Origin of the sequence: Streptomyces sp. R-74717, from assembly GCF_047305335.1 — a bacterium.
Taxonomy (GTDB): Bacteria; Actinomycetota; Actinomycetes; order Streptomycetales; family Streptomycetaceae; genus Streptomyces; species Streptomyces atratus.
On record NZ_CP102361.1, the window covers coordinates 6,514,880 to 6,533,702 of the forward strand.

Below are 18,823 nucleotides of genomic sequence, written 5' to 3' on the forward strand. Positions count from 1 at the left end.
GTCACTCACCTGCCTGGATCAGTCCGCTGCGGCGCCGCATCAGCAGTGCGGTGAACGCCATGGCGAGTACGAAGAGAACGAGCGCGACCACGCAGGCGGAGCCGTAGTCGAAGCGCTGGAAACCGAGGTTGTAGACGACCTGCGGCAGCGTCAGTGTCGACTTGTCGGGATAGCCCGGTTCGAACTGCTGCCCGGAGCCGCCCATCACGCCCGAGGCGACCTTCCCGGCCACGAACGGCTGGGTGTAGTACTGCATCGTCTGGATGATCCCGGTGACCACCGCGAACAGGATGATCGGCGAGATGTTCGGCAGGGTGACGAAGCGGAACCGCTGGAACGCGGTCGCCCCGTCCAGCTCCGCCGCCTCGTACTGCTCCTTCGGTACGTCGAGCAGCGCGGCCATGAAGATCACCATCAGGTCGCCCACCCCCCAGACCGCGAGCGCGGTCAGGGCCGGCTTGGACCAGGCGGCGTCGGTGAACCAGCCGGGCGTGGGGAGCCCCAGCTCGCCGAGGATCGAATTGACCGGCCCGGTCCCGGGGTTGAGCAGGAAGACGAAGCCGAGGGTCGCCGCGACCGGCGGGGCCAGGTAGGGCAGGTAGAACAGGGTCCTGAAGACCCCGGCACCCGTCTTGATCTTCGTGATCAGCAGCCCGACACCGAGGCCGAACACCACCCGGCAGGTGACCATGACCACGACCAGCCAGAGCGTGTTGCGCAGCGCCGGCCAGAACAGCGGGTAGTCGTTGAAGACGAACGACCAGTTCTTCAGCCCGCTGAACTCGGGGGCCGTGAAACCGTCGTACGAGGTGAAGGAGAAGTAGACGGTGGAGATCAGCGGGTAGGCGAAGAAGACGCAGAACCCGATCAGCCACGGCGACATGAAGGCCGCTGTCCGAAGCGCCGACCGGCGGCGCTTCGCGCGGAGTGTGTATGTGGTCATCGCGGCGCTACTTCGCCTGCGCGATGGCTGCGTCGATCTCCTTGGCGGTGTTCTTCAGACCCGCCTCGATGTCCTTCTGCTTGCCCTTCTCGATGTCGAATCCGAGGTTCTGCAGGGACACCAGGTACGCGCCGCCGTTCACCGAGGGCGGGGTGGTGGTGCTCTTCGGGTCCGCGGCGATGTCGAGGAAGGTCTTGAACCGCGGGTCGTACTTCAGCTTCGGCGACTTCAGCGCCGCCAGGGTGGAGGGCACATTGTGAATGGCGTTGGCGAAATTCACGACGGCGTCGGTGTCGGTCGTCATGAACTTCACCAGCTCCCAGGCCGCGTTCTGCTTCTTCGAGGTGGCGGCGATACCGGCGATGGTGCCGGTCAGATAGCCCTTGCCGTAGGTGTCGGCCTCGTCGTCGGCGACGGGCATGGGGGCGACGCCGATCTCGAACTTCGGCTTGGTCTCCTCGGCCATCCCGAGCCGCCACTCGCCGTCCAGCTGCATGGCCACCTGGCCGGTGTGGAACGGGTGCTTGGCGCCCCACTCGTCACCGAACGACGTGCGGTACTTCTCCAGCTTCTCGTAGCCGCCCAGGTCGTCGACCAGCTTCTTCTGGGTCTTGAGCATGGAGGCGAACGCCGGGTCCTCGGCGATGTTCGACTTGCCGTCCGCGTCGAAGTACTTCGGGTCCCAGCCACCGAGGTAGTGCTCGGTGGTCGACTCGTAGCCGTGGTAGTTCGGCATGAAGCCGAGCTGCTCGTACGAGTCGCCCTTGGTCTTCGTCAGCCGCTCGGCGGTCGCGGCCAGCTCCGACCAGGTCTGCGGGGGCCTCTTGATGCCGGCCTTCTCGAACGCGTCCTTGTTGTAGTAGAGGCCGTACGCGTCACCGAGCAGCGGCACGGTGCAGCGCACCCCGTCGAACTGGGTGTACTCGTTCATCGCCTTGGGGAAGGTCTTGTCCGGGTCGATCCCGTCCTTCTTCAGGAAGGGGTTGAGGTCGAGGAACGCCTTCGACGAACAGAACTTGCCGACATTGTTCGTGGTGAACGACGAGACGACGTCCGGGGCGTTCGAACCGCCCGCCCGCAGTGCCTGGTTGATCTTGTCGTCCGTCATGTCGCCGACGACCTTCACATGGATGTTGGGGTGCGCCTTCTCGAAGGCGTCGACCGTCGCCCGGATTCCCGCGACCTCGTTCGGGGAGTTCCAGCCGTGCCAGAAGTTGATGGTCGTCTCCTTGGACGGGTCATCACTGGCACCGTTGCTCTGCCCCGTACAGGCCGAGGCGAGCAGAGATATGGCGGCGGTCGCGGCGAGCGCGGCGGCCGTCTTCCGGCGGTTTCCGGACATGGCGGTCTCCCGGTGAAGGAATGGGGCAGGGGTACGGAGGAAGCGGACGGGCCGAGAAGGGGTCAGCGGGACGTGTCGAAGACCTCGTCACGGGTGGTGGCGAGGGCGCTCTCCAGCGCGCCGCGCAGTACGGGGCGGTGCTTCACTTCCCCGGCGATCAGCCGGGGCCGGGAGGCCGCCAGTTCGGTGAGCTCGGACGCCACCCGGCAGCGCAGCGGCTCCCCGCCGGCCGCGATCACCTCGCCGGACAGCACGACGACTTCCGGGTCGAGCACGGCGATCATGGAGGCGAGGCCGGTCGCGAGGCCGGTGGCGAAGAGATCGAGGAGCCGGGGGTACGGGCCGTCCTCGCCCGCCTCCGCGGCCTCGGCGGCGCGGGCGAGCAGCCGGGCGGCGACCTCGTGGTGGGTACCGGCGGCGCGGATCAGCTCGTCGTCGATGCCGAGCTTCCGGCCCAGCCGGGACAGCACCTGCGCACCCGCCAGCTCCTGGAAGCCGCCCGCGTTCACCTTGGTGACCTGACGGACCAGCGGGACGCCCGGCACCGGCAGGAAACCGACCTCGCCCGCGCCACCGGTGAAGCCGCGGTGCAGCCGTCCGTTGATGACGAGGGCGGCACCGAGCCCCTCCTCGTTCCACAGCAGGACGAAGTCCTCGTGCCCGCGCGCCGCGCCCGCCCGCTGCTCGGCCACCGCGACCAGGTTCACGTCGTTCTCGTACTCCACCGGCATCGGCAGGAAGGCGGCCAGCTCCTCCAGCAGCGTGGGGGAGTGCCAGCCCGGCAGGTGCGAGGCGTACCGCAGCCGTCCGGTGCCGGGGTCGAAGGCGCCCGGGGTGCCGATGACGACCCGGTGCACATCGGAACGGGTGAGTCCGGCGTCCTTCACCGCCCCGTCCAGCGCCTCCGCCACCTGCCGCACCACGCTGTCGGCGCGCCGTCCGGGGGTGCGCAGCTCGAAGTGCCCGACCGTCTCCCCGGTCACATCGGCGACGGCGGCGACGATCCGGCGGGCGTTCACATCGAGTCCCGCGACATGGGCGGCGCGCGCGTTCACCCCGTACAGCTGGGCGTTGGGCCCCGGCCGCCCGGCCACGGTCCCGGTCGCGACGACCAGTCCGGCCGCCTCCAGCCGTGCCAGCAACTGTGAAGCGGTGGGCTTGGAGAGCCCGGTCAGCTTCCCGATCCTGGTCCGCGAGAGGGGACCGTGCTCCAGCAGCAGATCGAGGGCGGCCCGGTCGTTCATGGCCCGCAGAACGCGGGGGGTACCCGGTGTGGTTCCGGCCATGAGTGCTGCACCTGCCCTCTGTTAGGAAAGTTTCCTATTCGGTGAGAGGACGGTATGCGCGCGTCACCGGGCCGTCAATGGGCAGCACCCCGGTGGCTACCAAAGCGTTACCTGGGGCGCTTATGGAACGTGTGGGTCCTTGGTTGTGCATTCCCAACCGGGCTGTTGAAGAACCGAGTTGAGGTCACGCCGACTCGCTCACGAGTGAGGGGTGCCCCGCAGAACCTGCGGGGCACCCCTCACTCGTACGGCCGAGTCCTACTTCGACAAGTTCGGCGGCGGGGTGATCGGTGTCGTGGCCAGGGACTGCGGTGACGTGGCCGACGCGTACGCCGAGGGGGCGGCCATGGCAGCCGTCGGGTCGGCCGACGAGGGCCCGTCCCCCTGGGCCGGAACGCCACCGACCATGCGGATTCCGGCCTCGTCGAAGGACCGCTTGATCCGCCAGCGCAGCTCGCGCTCCACGCCCAGCGCCTTGCCAGGCATCGTCTTCGCGGTCAACCGGACCGTCATCGAGTCCAGCAGCACGGAGTCCAGGCCCAGGATCTCCACGGGGCCCCACAGCCGCTCGTTCCACGGGTCCTCCTTGGCCATCGCCGTGGCGGCCTCGGAGATCACCGTGCGGACCTTGTCCAGGTCCTCCGTGGGGCGCACCGTCACATCGACACCGGCCGTCGACCAGCCCTGGCTGAGGTTGCCGATCCGCTTCACCTCGCCGTTGCGGACGTACCAGATCTCACCGTTGTCGCCGCGCAGCTTGGTGACCCGCAGGCCGACCTCGATGACCTCGCCGGAGGCGACGCCCGCATCGACGTTGTCGCCGACGCCGTACTGGTCCTCAAGGATCATGAAGACACCGGAGAGGAAGTCGGTGACCAGGTTGCGCGCACCGAAACCGAGCGCCACACCGGCCACACCGGCGGAGGCCAGCAGTGGGGCCAGATTGATCTGGAACGCGCCCAGGATCATCAGGGCGGCCGTGCCGAGGATCAGGAACGACGCGACCGAGCGGAGTACGGAACCGATCGCCTCGGAGCGCTGACGGCGGCGTTCGGTGTTGACCAGCAGCCCGCCCAGCGTGGTGCCCTCCACCGCTTGGGCGCTGCGGTTCATCCGGTCGATGAGCTTGGTGAGAGCACGGCGGACCGCGATGCGCAACACGATCGCGATCGCGGCGATGAGCACGATGCGCAGACCGATGCTCAGCCAGGTGGACCAGTTCTCCTCCACCCAGCTCGCGGCGTTGCCGGCCTGCTCGGCGGCCTCGTCCAGCGAGCCACCGGGCCCGGGCGACGGAGCTGCGGCCAACAGGGCGGACGGGAGCACGGTGGAACCTCCAGATGGACGACGGCGGACCAACCACACTAACGGGGTATCGGGACTGTTCCGTTGCCGCGATCGGGGGGAGAGCGCCTCTCACGAGGGGCGCGCAGGCGGCGTGTGGCCGATCGCACATCGGGGCGCGGCCGCTGCGGGGGAGGCCCAGAAGCGCCTGTTCCGGCGTGCGGCGACGGTGCGGGAAGCGGGGAGCGGCGAAAAATCCTCCCGGCCCGTTACCCGCACGTGGTGGCGCTTTGACCAGGCGTGAGTAGAGACTGAGATCGGATCGTCCCGGCGCGAGCCACGCGCCGCCGGCGTACAAGGAGGCATCCACCGTGCCGCATGTCCTGGTTCTCAACGCGTCGTACGAGCCGCTCGGCGTCGTACCGCTCCGCCGCGCGCTCGTCCTCGTGCTCGAAAACAAGGCCATCTGTCTTGAGGAGTCCGGCGCCTTCATGCACAGTGCCACCCGGGCCGTCCCGGCCCCCAGCGTCGTCCGCCTGAAGCGGTTCGTACGGGTTCCCTACCGGGGGCCCGTACCGCTGACCCGCAGGGCGCTGTTCGCCAGGGACGGGGGCCGCTGCATGTACTGCGGTGCCGCCGCGACCAGCGTCGACCATGTCATTCCGCGCAGCCGCGGCGGACAGCATGCCTGGGACAACGTGGTGGCGGCCTGTCGCCGCTGCAACCACGTCAAGGCGGACCGGCACCTGCCGGAGCTCGGCTGGCGGCTGCACCAGCAACCCGCCCCGCCGACGGGTCTCGCCTGGCGCATCATCGGGACGGGACACCGCGACCCGCGCTGGCTGCCGTACTTGCAACCGTTCGGCGCGGACGACGCCATGGCCCGGATCGACGGCATCTCAGCCTGAGAGATCCGGGCCTTTGTCGTCTCCGGGGCCGGACGGGGGCCTTCGGGGACGACAGTCGCGCGCGAGCGGGGCGTTACTCCGTTGCGGCGACGGCGTACGCCTCAACCGACCAGAGCGAGTAGCCGAACCCGGTGGCCCGGGCATCGCCCTGCACCCTGAGGAAGCGGGTGTCCTTCGCGTCCATCCGGACCGACTCGCGCCCGCCCTTGCCGTCCCGTACGGTCGCCGCCGTGCGCCAGCTGCGGCCGTCCGCGGAGACCTGGATGCGGTAGCGGGACGCGTACGCGTCCTGCCAGTGCAGCACCACCTGGCCGACCCGGGCCGGCTGCGGCAGTTCCGCCTGCCACCAGGCGCCGTCCTCGGCCGGCGAGGACCAGCGGGTCCCCGGATCGCCGTCGGAGGCGGCCGTCGCCGGGAAGTCCGGGGTCTCGTCGCCGGACGAGGAGACGGCGGCGGTACGCACCAGGTCGGCGCCCGCGGTGCGCGGGTACGCCCGGACGGTCAGCGTGCTGCGCTCTTCGCCGAAGCCGATCGGCACCTCGTACTCGCCGGCCGGGGTGCCCGCCGGGACGCTGATCTCGACGGGGACGTCGGTACGGGAACCGCGCGGCACCCTCGTCCGCTTCGGGACGCGCACCTCGATGCCCTCGGGCGCCTTCGCGGTGAGCGTGCCCCGCACCTCGGCAGGGCGCCGGGCGGCCAGCCGCGCGTCGACCCGCTGCGGCCCGCCGCCGATCTCGGCGTCCGTCTCGCCGCGTACGAGATCGAGCCGGGCGGCGGGCTCGTCGCCGAACCAGGGCACGAGCGCGCGCACCTGCGGAGCCCCGCCCCGCGCACTCCCGGAGGCACCGGTTCCGATGCTGCTTCCCATCCGGCTTCCCGGGACGATCGGCGGCATCGTGCCCGTGATGACCGGCGGTGTCGACGGACCGCCCGTGGGCCAGCTGATCCGGATCGCGTCGGCCCGCAGCCCCCTGGCCGGCGTCTGGGTCCAGCCGGTGGCCGACACCGGGCCGAGGCTGCGCCAGCCCTCGCCGGGCACATGGGCCTCCAGCGTCGCACCGGCCACCGTGCCGCTGCCGGGTACCGTCATCGCCGTCACGGTCTCCACCGGGCGGGAGCGGTCCAGCCGGACCGTATAGCTGCCCGGGGCCTCGGTCACCGTACCGGCGTCGCGGTCCGCGCCCGTCCAGGCGTCCGCCTCCCGGCGCACCCGGTCCAGGAACGGGCCGAGGACACCCTTGCCGACCGTCGCACCGCTCGCCTTCGCGGCCTTGCGCACCGGCTCCAGCGCAAGCGAAGCCTGCCATGCGGCAGCGCCGTCACCGCGCGACTGGGCCTGCAGCAGATCGACGGCCAGCTCGCCCGCCCGGCCGTACCGGGACAACTGCTCCGTCCACGGCCGTACTTCGCCGTCCAGGCGCCCGTCGGCCGGCCCCTTCAGCCGCTGCGGGGTCTCCCGCATCACGGTGAACGCCGCCCGCAGCCTGCGCGCCGCATCGGCCTGCGCCGTGGCGTCGGTCGTCGTACGGGACTGCCAGAACGCGGCCAGCAGCGGCTGCAGATACGCCGACTCGTCACCGCCCAGCACGGACGTCGCACTGTTCCCGGCCAGCGCACGCAACGCGTCCCTGGTGCGGGCGTCGTCGCCCGCCAGATCGTCGATCGCCGCCTGCCAGGACTCCTGCGGCCGGTAACCCTTCGGGTTCCAGGCGAAGTCGGCGGCGGTGAACAGCGGTATGCGGGACGCGGACGGCTGCTCCATGGCATTGGCGAGCAGTGCCGCGGAACCCATCGCCACCGCCGGGTCCCGGCCGGTGTACGGGCCGAGGAAGATGCGGTCCTGCGCGTAGTCGTTGACCGGGTAGTTGTCCATCGTGACCAGCGGGTGCCGGAACGTGGCGCGGGCACCGGCCAGTTCGCCGCCCGTGATGGTCCTCGGTACGACCCCGACACCGGTCCAGGCGATCTGTACCCGGTCGTCCAGCTCCTCGGCGAGCGCCCTGCGGTAGTCGGTCGACCCGTCCTGGTAGAACTCCGTCGGCATGACCGACAGCGGCTCCGCGTCCGGATAGCGGTCCGCGAGATGCCGCGCCACCTTGCTCGCCACCCGCGCCTGCGCCCTGGCCGCCGCCTCGGGTCCGCTGCCGAAGGTCTCGGCATCGCTGTCGCAGTGCCACTCGCTGTAGCTGACGTCCTGGAACTGCAGCTGGAAGACCCGCACACCCAGCGCCCACATCGCGTCGAGCTTCTTCGTCAGCGCCTTCACATCGTTGTCCGACGACATGCACATGGCCTGGCCGGGGGCGACGGCCCAGCCGAGCGTCACATGCTCGGCGCGGGCCCGCTCGGCCAGCGCCCGGAAGTCGGCGCGCCGGTCGGCGGGATACGGGTCGCGCCAACGGGCCTGCCGGTACGGGTCGTCGCCCGCCGCGTACAGATACCTGTTCTGCTTCGTACGCCCCATGAAGCCGATCTGTGCCAGCCGCTCCGCACGGGTCCACGGCTGCCCGTAGAAGCCCTCGGTCATCCCGCGTACGGCGGTGCCCGGCCAGTCCCTGACGGTGACCCCGGCGACGCTCTTGTCCCCGATCAGCTGACGCAGTGTCTGCACACCGTGGAAGAGACCGTCCTCGCCGACGCCGTCCACGGCGACGGTGTCCCGGCCCGCGACCCGGCCCACCGCGATCCGGTAGCCACCGGACGGCAGATCGCCGCGGTCGGGGGCGTGCAGCGAGCGCAGGGCGTCCCGGGCGCCGTCGCCGCCGAGCCGGACGACGGGGCCGCGGCCCGGCAACGCCTCGTGGACGGTCCGCACGCCCGCGTCCCGCAGGATCTGCCGGAGTGCGTCGACGGCGTACGGATCCGCGTGCGCGCCGACCACGAGGGTGACCTCGGCGGAGAGCGGTACGGAGGGCCCGGACGCCTTGATGGACTGGGGCCGCGGCCATACTGCGGGCAGCGTGCCGTCGTCCGTGCGGTCGGAGGTGGTGACGGCGGTGGCGCCGGGCGCCGAAGGGGTCGCGACGGCAGCCGGTGTCCCGGCGGAGAGCAGCCCGCCGAGCACGGCGACCGCGACGGCCGTTGCCTGCTTTCTGCGCCTGAGCCGCATCGATCTTCTCCCTCGCTCCCACCGGTGGGCTCCGAGCCCACCACCCGCGCGCGAGGGTGTCAATGCGGGTGGCTGTTGTGCCGTAAATGCCCGATGTGGCGGGTGAGGTGAGGGGTGGTCGGTTGTCGACGGGCGACGCCAAGGATGACGTCGAATGGCCGAAAACAGCGGACGACTTACGGAGAACCGGCCTCCGGGGAACGGAATGTGACCCGGAGCACGTTGAATTCGTTGTGGTAACGCCTACGTCTGCGGTCGAGTCCGCTGGGTAGGTCTGCTGTGTCCTGTCCCCCACGGCCGGGAGGCCCCCATGCCCGCTGCCGCGCAGCTTCTGCTCTCCGCCCTCTCTGAACAGGAACCCGGTCCCGCCCCGCTGCCCGGTGCGGTCCCGGCCGCCGGGCCCGGCCCCGGTCCGCTGACGAGCGAGCCGCCGCTCGCCGATGCGATACCTCTCACCAGCGAGCCGCCGCTCGTCGACGCCACGCCACTGACCAGCGAGCCCCCGCTCGCCGTCAACGCCCCGCTGACCAGCGAGCCGGCCACCTCCGGCGGCGCGTGGGGCATGGAGTTCCCAGGAGTCTGAATGGGCTTGTCCCGGCTCGCCGCACTGCACGGCGTCGCCACCTCCTACTCCCCGTCCGCCGATGTCACGGTGTCCGTTCCCGACGACACCGTCATCGCCGTGCTCGCCGCGCTCGGTGTGGACGCCGCCACGCCCGAAGCGGTACGGGAATCGCTCGTCGCCGCCGAGTCCTCGGCCCGGTCCCGGCTGCTGCCGCCGACGCTGGTGGTGTGGGCCGGGGAGCCGCTGCCCCCGGCCCTGACCGCCCTGCCGCCCGGCACTTCGCTGGAGATCGGGCTCGAGGACGGCGGAGCGCCCCCGCCCCGGCGGATGCACATTCCGGCCGACCGACCGGATCAGGCCGTTTCGGGACGGGGCGCCGCCGACGCGGGAGGGGAGAGCGGAACGGGCGCGGCTGAAGGCGCGGGAGGTGGTACCTCGACGGGCGTGCCCCCGACCCCCGCCTGGTGGATCGAACCGCCGCTCGGGGTGCACCGGTTGGCCGTACGCGCTCCGGGTGGCCGGAGCGCGACCGGCACCCTCGTCGTCGCCCCGCCCCGGGTGCCGCAGCCGCCCGCACGCAGCCACGGCTTCCTCGTCCAGCTCTACTCCCTGCTCTCCGCCCGCTCCTGGGGCATGGGCGACCTCGGGGACCTCGCCGACCTCGCCGCCTGGTCCGGGCGGACCCTCGGCGCCGGATTCGTCCAGGTGAACCCGCTCCACGCCGCCGCGGTCGGCAACCCCACCGACCCGTCCCCGTACCGCCCGTCGTCACGGCGCTTCCCCGACCCCGTCCATCTGCACATCGAGTCCATCCCCGAGTACGGGCACGTGCCGGACCGGGGCACCCTCGACGATCTGCGCCAGGACGCGGCGACGCTCAGCGACACCGTGCTGAACAAGGGCGCCCTGATCGACCGGGACGCCGTCTGGGAACTCAAGCGCCAGGCCCTCGAACTCGTGACGAAGGTGCCCCTCACCCCGGGCCGCCGCGCCGCGTACTGCGACTTCCTGGCCGAGCAGGGACAGGCCCTGGAGGACCACGCCCTGTGGTGCGCCCTCGCCGAGGTGCACGGCTCCGACTGGCACACCTGGCCGGCCGCTCTCCGCGACCCCCGTTCCAAGGAGACCGCCCGCGCCCGCCGTGCACTGCTGGACCGGGTCGATTTCCACTGCCGGCTCGCCTGGCTGACCGACAGCCAGCTCGCCGCCGCCCAGCGCGCCGCCCTGGACGCCGAAATGGCCGTCGGTATCGTCCACGACCTCGCCGTCGGCGTGCACCCCGGCGGCGCCGACGCCTGGGCCCAGCAGGACGCCTTCGCGCACGGCATGTCCGTCGGCGCGCCCCCGGACGCCTTCAACGCCCGAGGCCAGGACTGGGGCCTGCCGCCCTGGCGCCCCGACGTCCTCGCCGCGTCCGGCTACGCCCCGTACCGAGGGCTGCTGCGCGGACTCCTCGCCCACGCGGGAGCCCTGCGCATCGACCACGTCATGGGTCTGTTCCGGCTCTGGTGGGTGCCCGAGGGGCGCCCGCCCACCGAGGGCACCTACGTCAGCCACGACGCCGAGGCGATGCTCGCCGTCCTCGTCCTGGAGGCGCACCGGGCCGGTACGGTCGTCATGGGGGAGGACCTCGGCACCGTCGAGCCGGGGGTACGCGAGGCGCTGGCCCGGCGCGGAGTGCTCGGCACTTCCGTGCTCTGGTTCGAACGGGACTGGGCGGGCACCGGCCGCCCGCTGGCCCCCGAGGAGTGGCGCGAGGGCTGCCTGGCCACCGTCACCACGCACGATCTGCCGTCCACCGCAGCCCGGCTGACCGGCGACCATGTGACACTGCGCCACCGCCTCGGCCTGCTCACCCGCGGCCTCGTCGAGGAGTTGACCGCGGACGCGACCGACACCGCCGAGTGGCTGGGGTATCTCGCCCGGCTCGGCCTGCTTCCCGAGGGGGAGGGCGACGAGGAGGGCGCCGTCCGCGCCGTACACCGCTTCCTGCTGCGCACCCCCGCCCGCATGGTCGGAGTCTGGCTGCCCGACACACTGGGCGACCGCCGCCCGCAGAACCTCCCCGGCACCTGGGACCAGTACCCCAACTGGCGACTGCCCGTCGCCGACGCGGAGGGCCACCCGGTCACCCTGGAGGAGCTGGCCGCCGCACCCCGCCTGCACCGGCTGATGGAGGTCTTCGAACCTCGCGGGAACGGCCCGGGAGCCCACCCGGAAATCCACCCGTGACCCCGTACGGCACCCCCGGGCGCGCGCCCGTCCTGGGCGTTCGCTACGTTTGCACCGTGGACAAGAAGAACGCTATGCGCGCCGGCGCCGTCGCGGCCGGAACGACGCTGATGATGCTGCTCATGTCGTCCCCCGCGCTCGCGCTCACCCGCGACGACGGTGACGACCCCGGTCCGGGCCTGAGCGTGATGGAGACCATCGGTCTGTACGTCGTGGCCCCCATCGCCCTGTTCGTGGTCATCGCGGGCCTGGTCATGGTCTTCGACAAGTCCAAGAAGCAGGCCTAGCACCCACGCTCTTCCCGAGTGCGCCGCAGGTACCCCGTACCGTGCGGCGCACACGCATGTCCGGACCCGGATGCCCGGTCCGGGCCCCGGGTAGGTTGCGGCCATGATCGAGTGGGACGTCAAGAAGCTCCGCATCCTCCGCACCCTGCGCGACCGGGGCACGGTCACCGCGACCGCGCAGGCCCTGCTGATGACCCCGTCCGCGGTCTCGCAGCAGCTGTCCAACCTGTCCGGACAGCTCGGCGTACCGCTGCTGGAGGCCCAGGGCCGACGGGTCCGCCTCACCGACGCCGCGCACCTCGTGCTGCGCCACGCCGAGGCCGTCTTCGCCCAACTGGAGCGCGCCGACGCCGAACTGACCGGCTATCTGCGCGGTGAGGCCGGCGAGGTACGGATCGCGGCGTTCTCCACGGCCGTGCCCGCCCTCGTCGTACCGGCGATCCAGCGGCTGCGCGCCGAAGAGCGCCCGGGACCGGACGTACGGGTGCGGGAGGCGGAGGCCGCGCAGGCGTACGAACTCCTGGCCGCCGGTGACGCGGACCTCGCCCTGTCCCTGGCCGCGCACGCCCCGACGGCCCGCGACCCCCGGTTCGCGGTGCTGCCCCTGCTGGCGGACCCCCTGGACGTGGCCCTGCCCGCGGACCACCGCCTCGCCGCGGCGCCCGCCCTCCGTCTGGCGGATCTCTCCGGTGACCCCTGGATCTTCGGCGGCTCGGGCCCCTGGTCGCAGATCACGACGGCCGCGTGCGAGGCCGCCGGATTCGTGCCCGAGCAGGCGCACAGCGCCTCCGGCTGGACGGCGATCCTGGCCATGGTCGAGGCGGGTATGGGGGTTGCCCTGATCCCGCGCATGGCATCGGCGGAACGGCGCAGCCGGGGCGGCGTGGTGATGCGCGCACTGGAAGCGGACCAGCCGCGACGCCATGTGGTGGCGGCGGTACGGCAGGGGGCCGAACGGGGTCCGGCGGTGGCCAGGGTCCTCGCTGCGCTCGCCGAAGCGGCCTCATCGTTCACTTCAACTGAATAAATAATGCAAAAACTTTCGATGGACCTAATGGGTTGTTCGCCGCGACAGTAGGCGCATGACCTTCGAACAGAATGAGAACCGGCACGAGGACCCCCACGCCAACGACGCGGCTCCGTACGGCGGTGGCGACCCGTACGCCGACTACCGCACCACCGACCTCCCCTTCACCGAGCTCGTCGACCTCGCCGACCGCCGCCTCGGCGCGGGCGTGATCGCCGCCAATGACGAGTTCTTCGCCCAGCGTGAGAACCTCCTGGTCCGGGAGCGCGCGGTCTTCGACCCCGAGCACTTCGGCCACAAGGGCAAGATCATGGACGGCTGGGAGACCCGCCGCCGACGCGGCGCGGACGCGGCCCGTCCGTTCCCGGCCCCCGAGGAGCACGACTGGGCCCTGATCCGCCTCGGCGCTCCCGGCATCATTCGCGGCATCGTCGTCGACACGGCCCACTTCCGCGGCAACTACCCGCAGCGCGTCTCGGTCCAGGCGACGGCGGTCGAGGGCTCACCCGGCCCCGCCGAACTCCTCGCCGACGACGTGAAGTGGGAGGAGATCGTCCCACCGACCCCCGTACGCGGCCACGCCGCCAACGGCTTCGAGATCACCGGCGGCCGCCGCTACACCCACGTCCGCCTCCGTCAGCATCCGGACGGCGGCATCGCCCGCCTCCGCGTCCACGGCGAGGTCCTCCCCGACCCGTCCTGGCTCGCCACGCTCGGCACGTTCGACCTGATCTCGGTCCTGAACGGCGGCAGTTACGAGGATGCCTCCGACCGCTTCTACTCCTCGCCGACCCAGATCATCCTGCCCGGCACCTCCCGCAAGATGGACGACGGCTGGGAGAACCGCCGCCGCCGGGTCCGCGACACGAACGACTGGGTCCGCTTCCGCCTCCCCGCCCAGGGCGCGGTCCGCGCGGTCGAGATCGACACGGCCTACCTCAAGGGCAACGCGGCCGGCTGGATCGCTCTCCAGGGCCGCAACGGTGAGACGGGCGAATGGTTCGAGATCATCCCCCGGACCAGGCTCCAGCCCGACACCCTCCACCGCTTCCCCCTCCGCGACCGGGCGATCGTCACCCACGTCCGTCTCGACGCCTTCCCGGACGGCGGAGTCGCCCGCATGCGCCTGCACGGCAGCCTGACGGAGTCGGGTGCGGCCGAACTGGCCCGGCGCTACGAGGAGTCGGGCGCATGACCCCCTTCCCGCAACCGCTTCCTCCCGTAACCGCCTTTCTCCTGTAGCTCCCTTTGTCCCCGCCCGTCGGACGGCTGCGCGACGGCGCCCGCCCGACGGGCGGTTTCCAAGGCCAACCGCCCTACGGCGTGGCGGAAGCGACCGTGGGCGCGGAGATCAAGGCCGTGGTCGACCCGGGCGGCAAGACGTTCCGGCTGCTGTGATCCGACAGCCGGGTGGGAGAGAGGAAGGGGCGCCCCCGCCATCGCGGGAGGCGCCCCTGACTGCTCCACCGTTCAGCCGTTACGCCGTGGCCGCCGCCGCGTCCGCGGCCTGGGCCTTCAGAGCGCGCTCCACACCCGAACGCGACTCGGACATCAGACGGCGCAGGGCCGCGTTCGGCTCCGCCGAGGACAGCCAGGCGTCCGTGGTGTCCAGCGTGGCCTGCGAGACCTGGACGGCCGGGTAGAGGCCGACGGCGATCTGCTGTGCCATCTCGTGGCTGCGCGACTCCCAGACGCCCTTGACCGCTGCGAAGAACTTCTCCGTGTACGGAGCGAGCAGTTCGCGCTGGTCGGTCTGGACGAAGCCGGCGATGACCGCCTCCTGGAGGGAGTTCGGCAGCTTGTCGGACTCGACGACCGAGGCCCACGCCTCCGCCTTCGCCTCCTCGGTGGGACGGGCCGCGCGGGCGGTCGCCGCGTGGCGCTCGCCCGCCGCCGTCTTGTCGCGCTCGTACTCGGCGGCGATCTCGTCCTCTTCGAGCAGGCCGGTGGCGGCGAGTCGCTCGACGAACGCCCAGCGCAGCTCCGTGTCGACGGCGAGGCCCTCGACCGTCTCCTTGCCGTCGAGCAGCGACTGCAGCAGGTCCGTCTGCTGCGGGGTGCGGGCCGTCGCCGCGAAGGCGCGGGCCCAGGCCAGCTGGTGGTCGCTGCCCGGCTCCGCCGCGCGCAGATGCGCCAGCGTGGCCTCGGTCCACTGCGCCAGCCCGGCCTCGCGCCACTCCGGCGCCGCGTACAGATCCAGCGCCAGCTTCACCTGACGGTGCAGCGACTGGACGACACCGATGTCCGACTCCTTGCCGATGCTGGAAAGCACCAGGGAGAGGTAGTCCCGGGTCGCCAGCTCGCCGTCGCGGGTCATGTCCCAGGCGGAGGCCCAGCACAGGGCGCGGGGGAGGGACTCGGTGAAGTCGCCGAGGTGTTCGGTGACGACGCGCAGCGACTCCTCGTCGAGACGGACCTTCGCGTACGAGAGGTCGTCGTCGTTCAGCAGGATCACGGCGGGGCGGGCGGTGCCGGCCGGGAACGGCACGGTGGTGCGCGCGCCGTCGACGTCCAGCTCGATCCGGTTCGTGACGACCAGCTTGCCGGAGTCGGCGGTGTCGATGGCATAGCAGCCGATGGCGATGCGGTGGGGCCGCAGCGTCGGCTCGCCCTTCGCGCCGGCGGGGAGGGCCGGGGCCTCCTGGAGGACCGTGAAGGACGTGACGTGGCCGTTCTCGTCCGTCTCGATCTCAGGGCGCAGGATGTTGATGCCCGCCGTCTCCAGCCATGCCTTCGACCAGGTCTTCAGGTCGCGGCCGGAGGTCTCCTCCAGCGCGCCCAGCAGGTCGGACAGCCGGGTGTTGCCGAACGCGTGCGCCTTGAAGTACGCCTGGACGCCCTTGAAGAACTCGTCCATGCCGACGTACGCCACCAGCTGCTTCAGGACCGAGGCGCCCTTGGCGTACGTGATCCCGTCGAAGTTGACCAGCACATCGTCCAGGTCACGGATGTCCGCCATGATCGGGTGCGTGGACGGCAGCTGGTCCTGGCGGTAGGCCCAGGTCTTCTCGGAGTTGGCGAACGTGGTCCAGGAGTGCGGCCACTTCGAGCCCTCCGCGTACGCCTGGCAGGCGACCGAGGTGTACGTGGCGAACGACTCGTTCAGCCACAGGTCGTTCCACCACTCCATGGTGACGAGGTCGCCGAACCACATGTGCGCCAGCTCGTGCAGGATGGTCTCCGCACGCCGCTCGTACGCCGCGTCCGTCACCTTCGAACGGAACACGTACTGGTCGCGGATGGTGACCGCGCCCGCGTTCTCCATCGCACCGGCGTTGAACTCCGGGACGAACAGCTGGTCGTACTTGGCGAACGGGTAGTCGTAGTCGAACTTCTCCTGGAACCAGTCGAAGCCCTGCCGCGTCACGTCGAAGATCGCGTCCGCGTCGAGGAACTCGGCCAGCGACGGGCGGCAGTAGATGCCGAGCGGAACGGACTGGCCGTCCTTCTCGTAGCTGCTGTGCACCGCGTGGTACGGGCCGACGATCAGGGCCGTGATGTACGTCGAGATGCGCGGCGTCGGCTCGAAGGACCAGACGTCGTCCTGCGGCTCGGGCGTCGGCGAGTTCGAGATGACCGTCCAGCCCTGTGGCGCCTTCACCGTGAACCGGAACGTCGCCTTGAGGTCGGGCTGTTCGAAGCTGGCGAAGACGCGGCGCGCGTCCGGCACCTCGAACTGGGTGTAGAGGTACGCCTGCTGGTCGACCGGGTCGACGAAGCGGTGCAGGCCCTCGCCCGTGTTGGTGTACGAGCAGTCGGCGACGACCTTCAGCTCGTTGGAGCCCGCGACCAGGTGCGGGAGCCTGATGCGCGAGTCGCGGAACACGGCCGCGACATCCAGCGCCTTGCCGTTCAGCTCGACCTCGTGCACGGCCGGGGCGACCAGATCGATGAAGGTCTCCGCACCGGCTTCGGCGGAGTCGAAGCGCACGGTGGTCACGGACCGGTAGGTGCCGCCCTCCTGCGCTCCGGAGAGGTCGAGATCGATCTCGTACGCGTCCACGGTCAGCAGGCGCGCCCGCTCCTGTGCCTCTTCGCGGGTCAGATTGGTGCCAGGCACGCGGTCATCTCCTTGGTATGTGACGTTTCCGGTCATCCTTCCACGTCGCATGCCCGAGTGAAGTGGCTACGGGTGTGCCACTGCGGTAGCATCGATGGTATGAAGATCAGTGTGAGCCTGCCGCAGGAGGATGTCGCCTTCGTCGACGAGTACGCCATGAAGACCGATGCGGATTCCCGGTCCGCGGTGATCCATGCCGCCATCGAGCTGCTGCGTGCCGCCGGTCTGGAGGCGGAGTACACGGAGGCGTTCGAGGAGTGGGACGCGAGCGAGGACGCCGCGCTCTGGGACCGTACGGTCGGAGACGGAATCGCCGATGCGTAGAGGCGACATCCACCTGGTCGATCTGGAGCCGGTCAGGGGCAGCGAGGCCAACAAGGTCAGGCCGGCCGTGATCGTCTCCAACAACGCCGCCAACCAGTCGGTCGAGCTCAACGGCAGAGGCGTGATCACCGTGGTGCCTCTGACGTCGAACACCGCACGTGTTCTCACGTTCCAGGTCCTTCTCAGGGCCGACGAGAGCCGTCTGCCGAAGGACTCGAAGGTCCAGTGCGAGCAGGTCCGGGCGGTCGCCCCGGACCGTGTCCTGAAGCGGATCGGTACCGTCCCTCGCCGACGCATGGCCGAGATCGACGCCGCCCTGCGTCGGCATCTCGCCCTCTGACGGACACGAGCGCATACGGAAGGGCGGCCACCGAGCACCGGTGGCCGCCCTTTCACACGCGAGGCGTCAGCCGTTCAGCTCTGCCGCCACCAGCTCCGCGATCTGTACCGCGTTCAGCGCCGCGCCCTTGCGCAGGTTGTCGTTGGAGACGAAGAGCGCGAGGCCGTTGTCCACGGTCTCGTCGACCCGGATCCGGCCGACGAATGAGGCGTCCTTGCCGGCCGCCTGCAGCGGGGTGGGGATCTCGGAGATCTCGACGCCCGGGGCATCCTTCAGCAGCTCGTATGCGCGCTCGACGCTGATCGGACGGGCAAAACGTGCGTTGACCTGGAGCGAGTGGCCGGAGAAGACCGGCACCCGGACGCAGGTGCCGGACACCTTCAGCTCCGGGATCTCCAGGATCTTGCGGGACTCGTTGCGGAGCTTCTGCTCCTCGTCGGTCTCGAAGGAGCCGTCGTCGACGATCGAGCCGGCCAGCGGCAGCACGTTGAAGGCGATCGGACGCTTGTAGACGCCCGGCTCGGGGAAGTCGACGGCCTCGCCGTCGTGGGTGAGCTTGTCGGCGTCGGCGACGACCTTGGACGCCTGGCCGTGCAGCTCGGCGACACCGGCCAGGCCGGAGCCGGACACCGCCTGGTAGGTGGCGACGGTCAGCGTCTGGAGGCCGGCCTCGTCGTGCAGCGGGCGCAGCACGGGCATGGCGGCCATCGTGGTGCAGTTCGGGTTGGCGATGATGCCCTTGGGCCGGTTCGCGATCGCGTGCGCGTTGACCTCGGAGACGACCAGCGGGACCTCGGGGTCCTTGCGCCAGGCGGAGGAGTTGTCGATCACGACGGCGCCCTGCGAGGCGACCTTCTCGGCGAGCGCCTTCGACGTCGCGCCACCGGCCGAGAACAGCACGATGTCCAGCCCGGAGTAATCGGCCGTCGAGGCGTCCTCGACGGTGATCTCCCGGCCCTCCCACTCGATGGTGGAGCCCGCGGAGCGCGCGGAGGCGAACAGCCGCAGCTCGTCGGCCGGGAACTTCCGCTCGGCCAGGATCCTGCGCATGACTGTGCCGACCTGACCGGTGGCGCCGACGATTCCGACCTTCACAGGGACTCCTTCAAGCGT

General features: G+C 71.0%; 16 protein-coding genes. 9 read left to right on the forward strand and 7 right to left on the reverse strand.

What is annotated here, in order from left to right:
* Position 1: 1 nt before the first annotated feature.
* From NRF20_RS29890 to NRF20_RS29905, 4 genes are all read right to left on the reverse strand, one after another.
* Positions 2-943: a carbohydrate ABC transporter permease gene (locus NRF20_RS29890; RefSeq protein ID WP_398628773.1), complete on the reverse strand. Its 942-nt coding sequence runs from the start codon at positions 941-943 to the stop codon at positions 2-4.
* Positions 944-950: 7 nt separating this feature from the next.
* Positions 951-2,285: an ABC transporter substrate-binding protein gene (locus NRF20_RS29895; protein ID WP_398628772.1), complete on the reverse strand. Its 1,335-nt coding sequence runs from the start codon at positions 2,283-2,285 to the stop codon at positions 951-953.
* A gap of 62 nt (positions 2,286-2,347) precedes the next feature.
* Positions 2,348-3,571, reverse strand: a complete 1,224-nt coding sequence (locus NRF20_RS29900; protein ID WP_398628771.1) for an ROK family transcriptional regulator — start codon at positions 3,569-3,571, stop codon at positions 2,348-2,350.
* Positions 3,572-3,829: 258 nt separating this feature from the next.
* On the reverse strand, positions 3,830-4,897 hold the full coding sequence (locus NRF20_RS29905; protein WP_398628770.1) for a mechanosensitive ion channel family protein: 1,068 nt from the start codon (positions 4,895-4,897) through the stop codon (positions 3,830-3,832).
* A 329-nt stretch (positions 4,898-5,226) separates the two neighbouring features.
* On the opposite strand from NRF20_RS29905, the gene NRF20_RS29910 reads away from it, so the two are divergent.
* On the forward strand, positions 5,227-5,763 hold the full coding sequence (locus tag NRF20_RS29910) for an HNH endonuclease (RefSeq protein WP_018552807.1): 537 nt from the start codon (positions 5,227-5,229) through the stop codon (positions 5,761-5,763).
* Between the two features lie 73 nt (positions 5,764-5,836).
* Here NRF20_RS29910 and NRF20_RS29915 read toward each other — a convergent pair whose 3' ends face one another.
* Positions 5,837-8,875, reverse strand: coding sequence for a beta-N-acetylglucosaminidase domain-containing protein (locus NRF20_RS29915; protein WP_413753643.1), 3,039 nt, complete (start codon positions 8,873-8,875; stop codon positions 5,837-5,839).
* 310 nt (positions 8,876-9,185) lie between these two features.
* Here NRF20_RS29915 and NRF20_RS29920 point away from each other — a divergent pair, with 310 nt between their 5' ends.
* From NRF20_RS29920 to NRF20_RS29945, 6 genes are all read left to right on the forward strand, one after another.
* Positions 9,186-9,458, forward strand: a complete 273-nt coding sequence (locus NRF20_RS29920) for a hypothetical protein (protein WP_266361467.1) — start codon at positions 9,186-9,188, stop codon at positions 9,456-9,458.
* Positions 9,459-11,672 carry a 4-alpha-glucanotransferase gene (gene malQ / locus NRF20_RS29925; protein WP_398628768.1) on the forward strand — a complete coding sequence of 738 codons (2,214 nt, stop codon included), beginning with the start codon at positions 9,459-9,461 and terminating at the stop codon, positions 11,670-11,672.
* A gap of 56 nt (positions 11,673-11,728) precedes the next feature.
* On the forward strand, positions 11,729-11,959 hold the full coding sequence (locus NRF20_RS29930; RefSeq protein ID WP_351253829.1) for a hypothetical protein: 231 nt from the start codon (positions 11,729-11,731) through the stop codon (positions 11,957-11,959).
* A gap of 103 nt (positions 11,960-12,062) precedes the next feature.
* Positions 12,063-12,986 carry a LysR family transcriptional regulator gene (locus NRF20_RS29935; RefSeq protein ID WP_413753644.1) on the forward strand — a complete coding sequence of 308 codons (924 nt, stop codon included), beginning with the start codon at positions 12,063-12,065 and terminating at the stop codon, positions 12,984-12,986.
* A 55-nt stretch (positions 12,987-13,041) separates the two neighbouring features.
* Positions 13,042-14,181: an allantoicase gene (gene alc / locus NRF20_RS29940; protein WP_398628766.1), complete on the forward strand. Its 1,140-nt coding sequence runs from the start codon at positions 13,042-13,044 to the stop codon at positions 14,179-14,181.
* Positions 14,182-14,234: 53 nt separating this feature from the next.
* Positions 14,235-14,384: a hypothetical protein gene (locus tag NRF20_RS29945; protein ID WP_266361472.1), complete on the forward strand. Its 150-nt coding sequence runs from the start codon at positions 14,235-14,237 to the stop codon at positions 14,382-14,384.
* Positions 14,385-14,463: 79 nt separating this feature from the next.
* Here the strand turns inward: NRF20_RS29945 and pepN are convergent, their stop codons facing one another.
* A complete protein-coding gene (gene pepN, locus NRF20_RS29950) occupies positions 14,464-17,046 on the reverse strand; it encodes an aminopeptidase N (RefSeq protein WP_413753645.1) in 2,583 nt (860 codons plus the stop codon).
* A 99-nt stretch (positions 17,047-17,145) separates the two neighbouring features.
* On the opposite strand from pepN, the gene NRF20_RS29955 reads away from it, so the two are divergent.
* Together NRF20_RS29955 and NRF20_RS29960 are read left to right on the forward strand one after the other, a co-directional pair.
* Positions 17,146-17,370 (forward strand): ribbon-helix-helix domain-containing protein, encoded by a 225-nt coding sequence (locus tag NRF20_RS29955; RefSeq protein ID WP_266361474.1) that lies wholly within the window; start codon positions 17,146-17,148, stop codon positions 17,368-17,370.
* Positions 17,363-17,710 carry a type II toxin-antitoxin system PemK/MazF family toxin gene (locus NRF20_RS29960; RefSeq protein WP_266361475.1) on the forward strand — a complete coding sequence of 116 codons (348 nt, stop codon included), beginning with the start codon at positions 17,363-17,365 and terminating at the stop codon, positions 17,708-17,710. Before NRF20_RS29955 ends, NRF20_RS29960 begins: the two co-directional genes overlap by 8 nt.
* Positions 17,711-17,776: 66 nt before the next feature.
* On the opposite strand, the gene NRF20_RS29965 is transcribed toward NRF20_RS29960, so the two are convergent.
* A complete protein-coding gene (locus NRF20_RS29965; protein WP_413753646.1) occupies positions 17,777-18,805 on the reverse strand; it encodes an aspartate-semialdehyde dehydrogenase in 1,029 nt (342 codons plus the stop codon).
* Between the last annotated feature and the right edge of the window lie 18 nt (positions 18,806-18,823).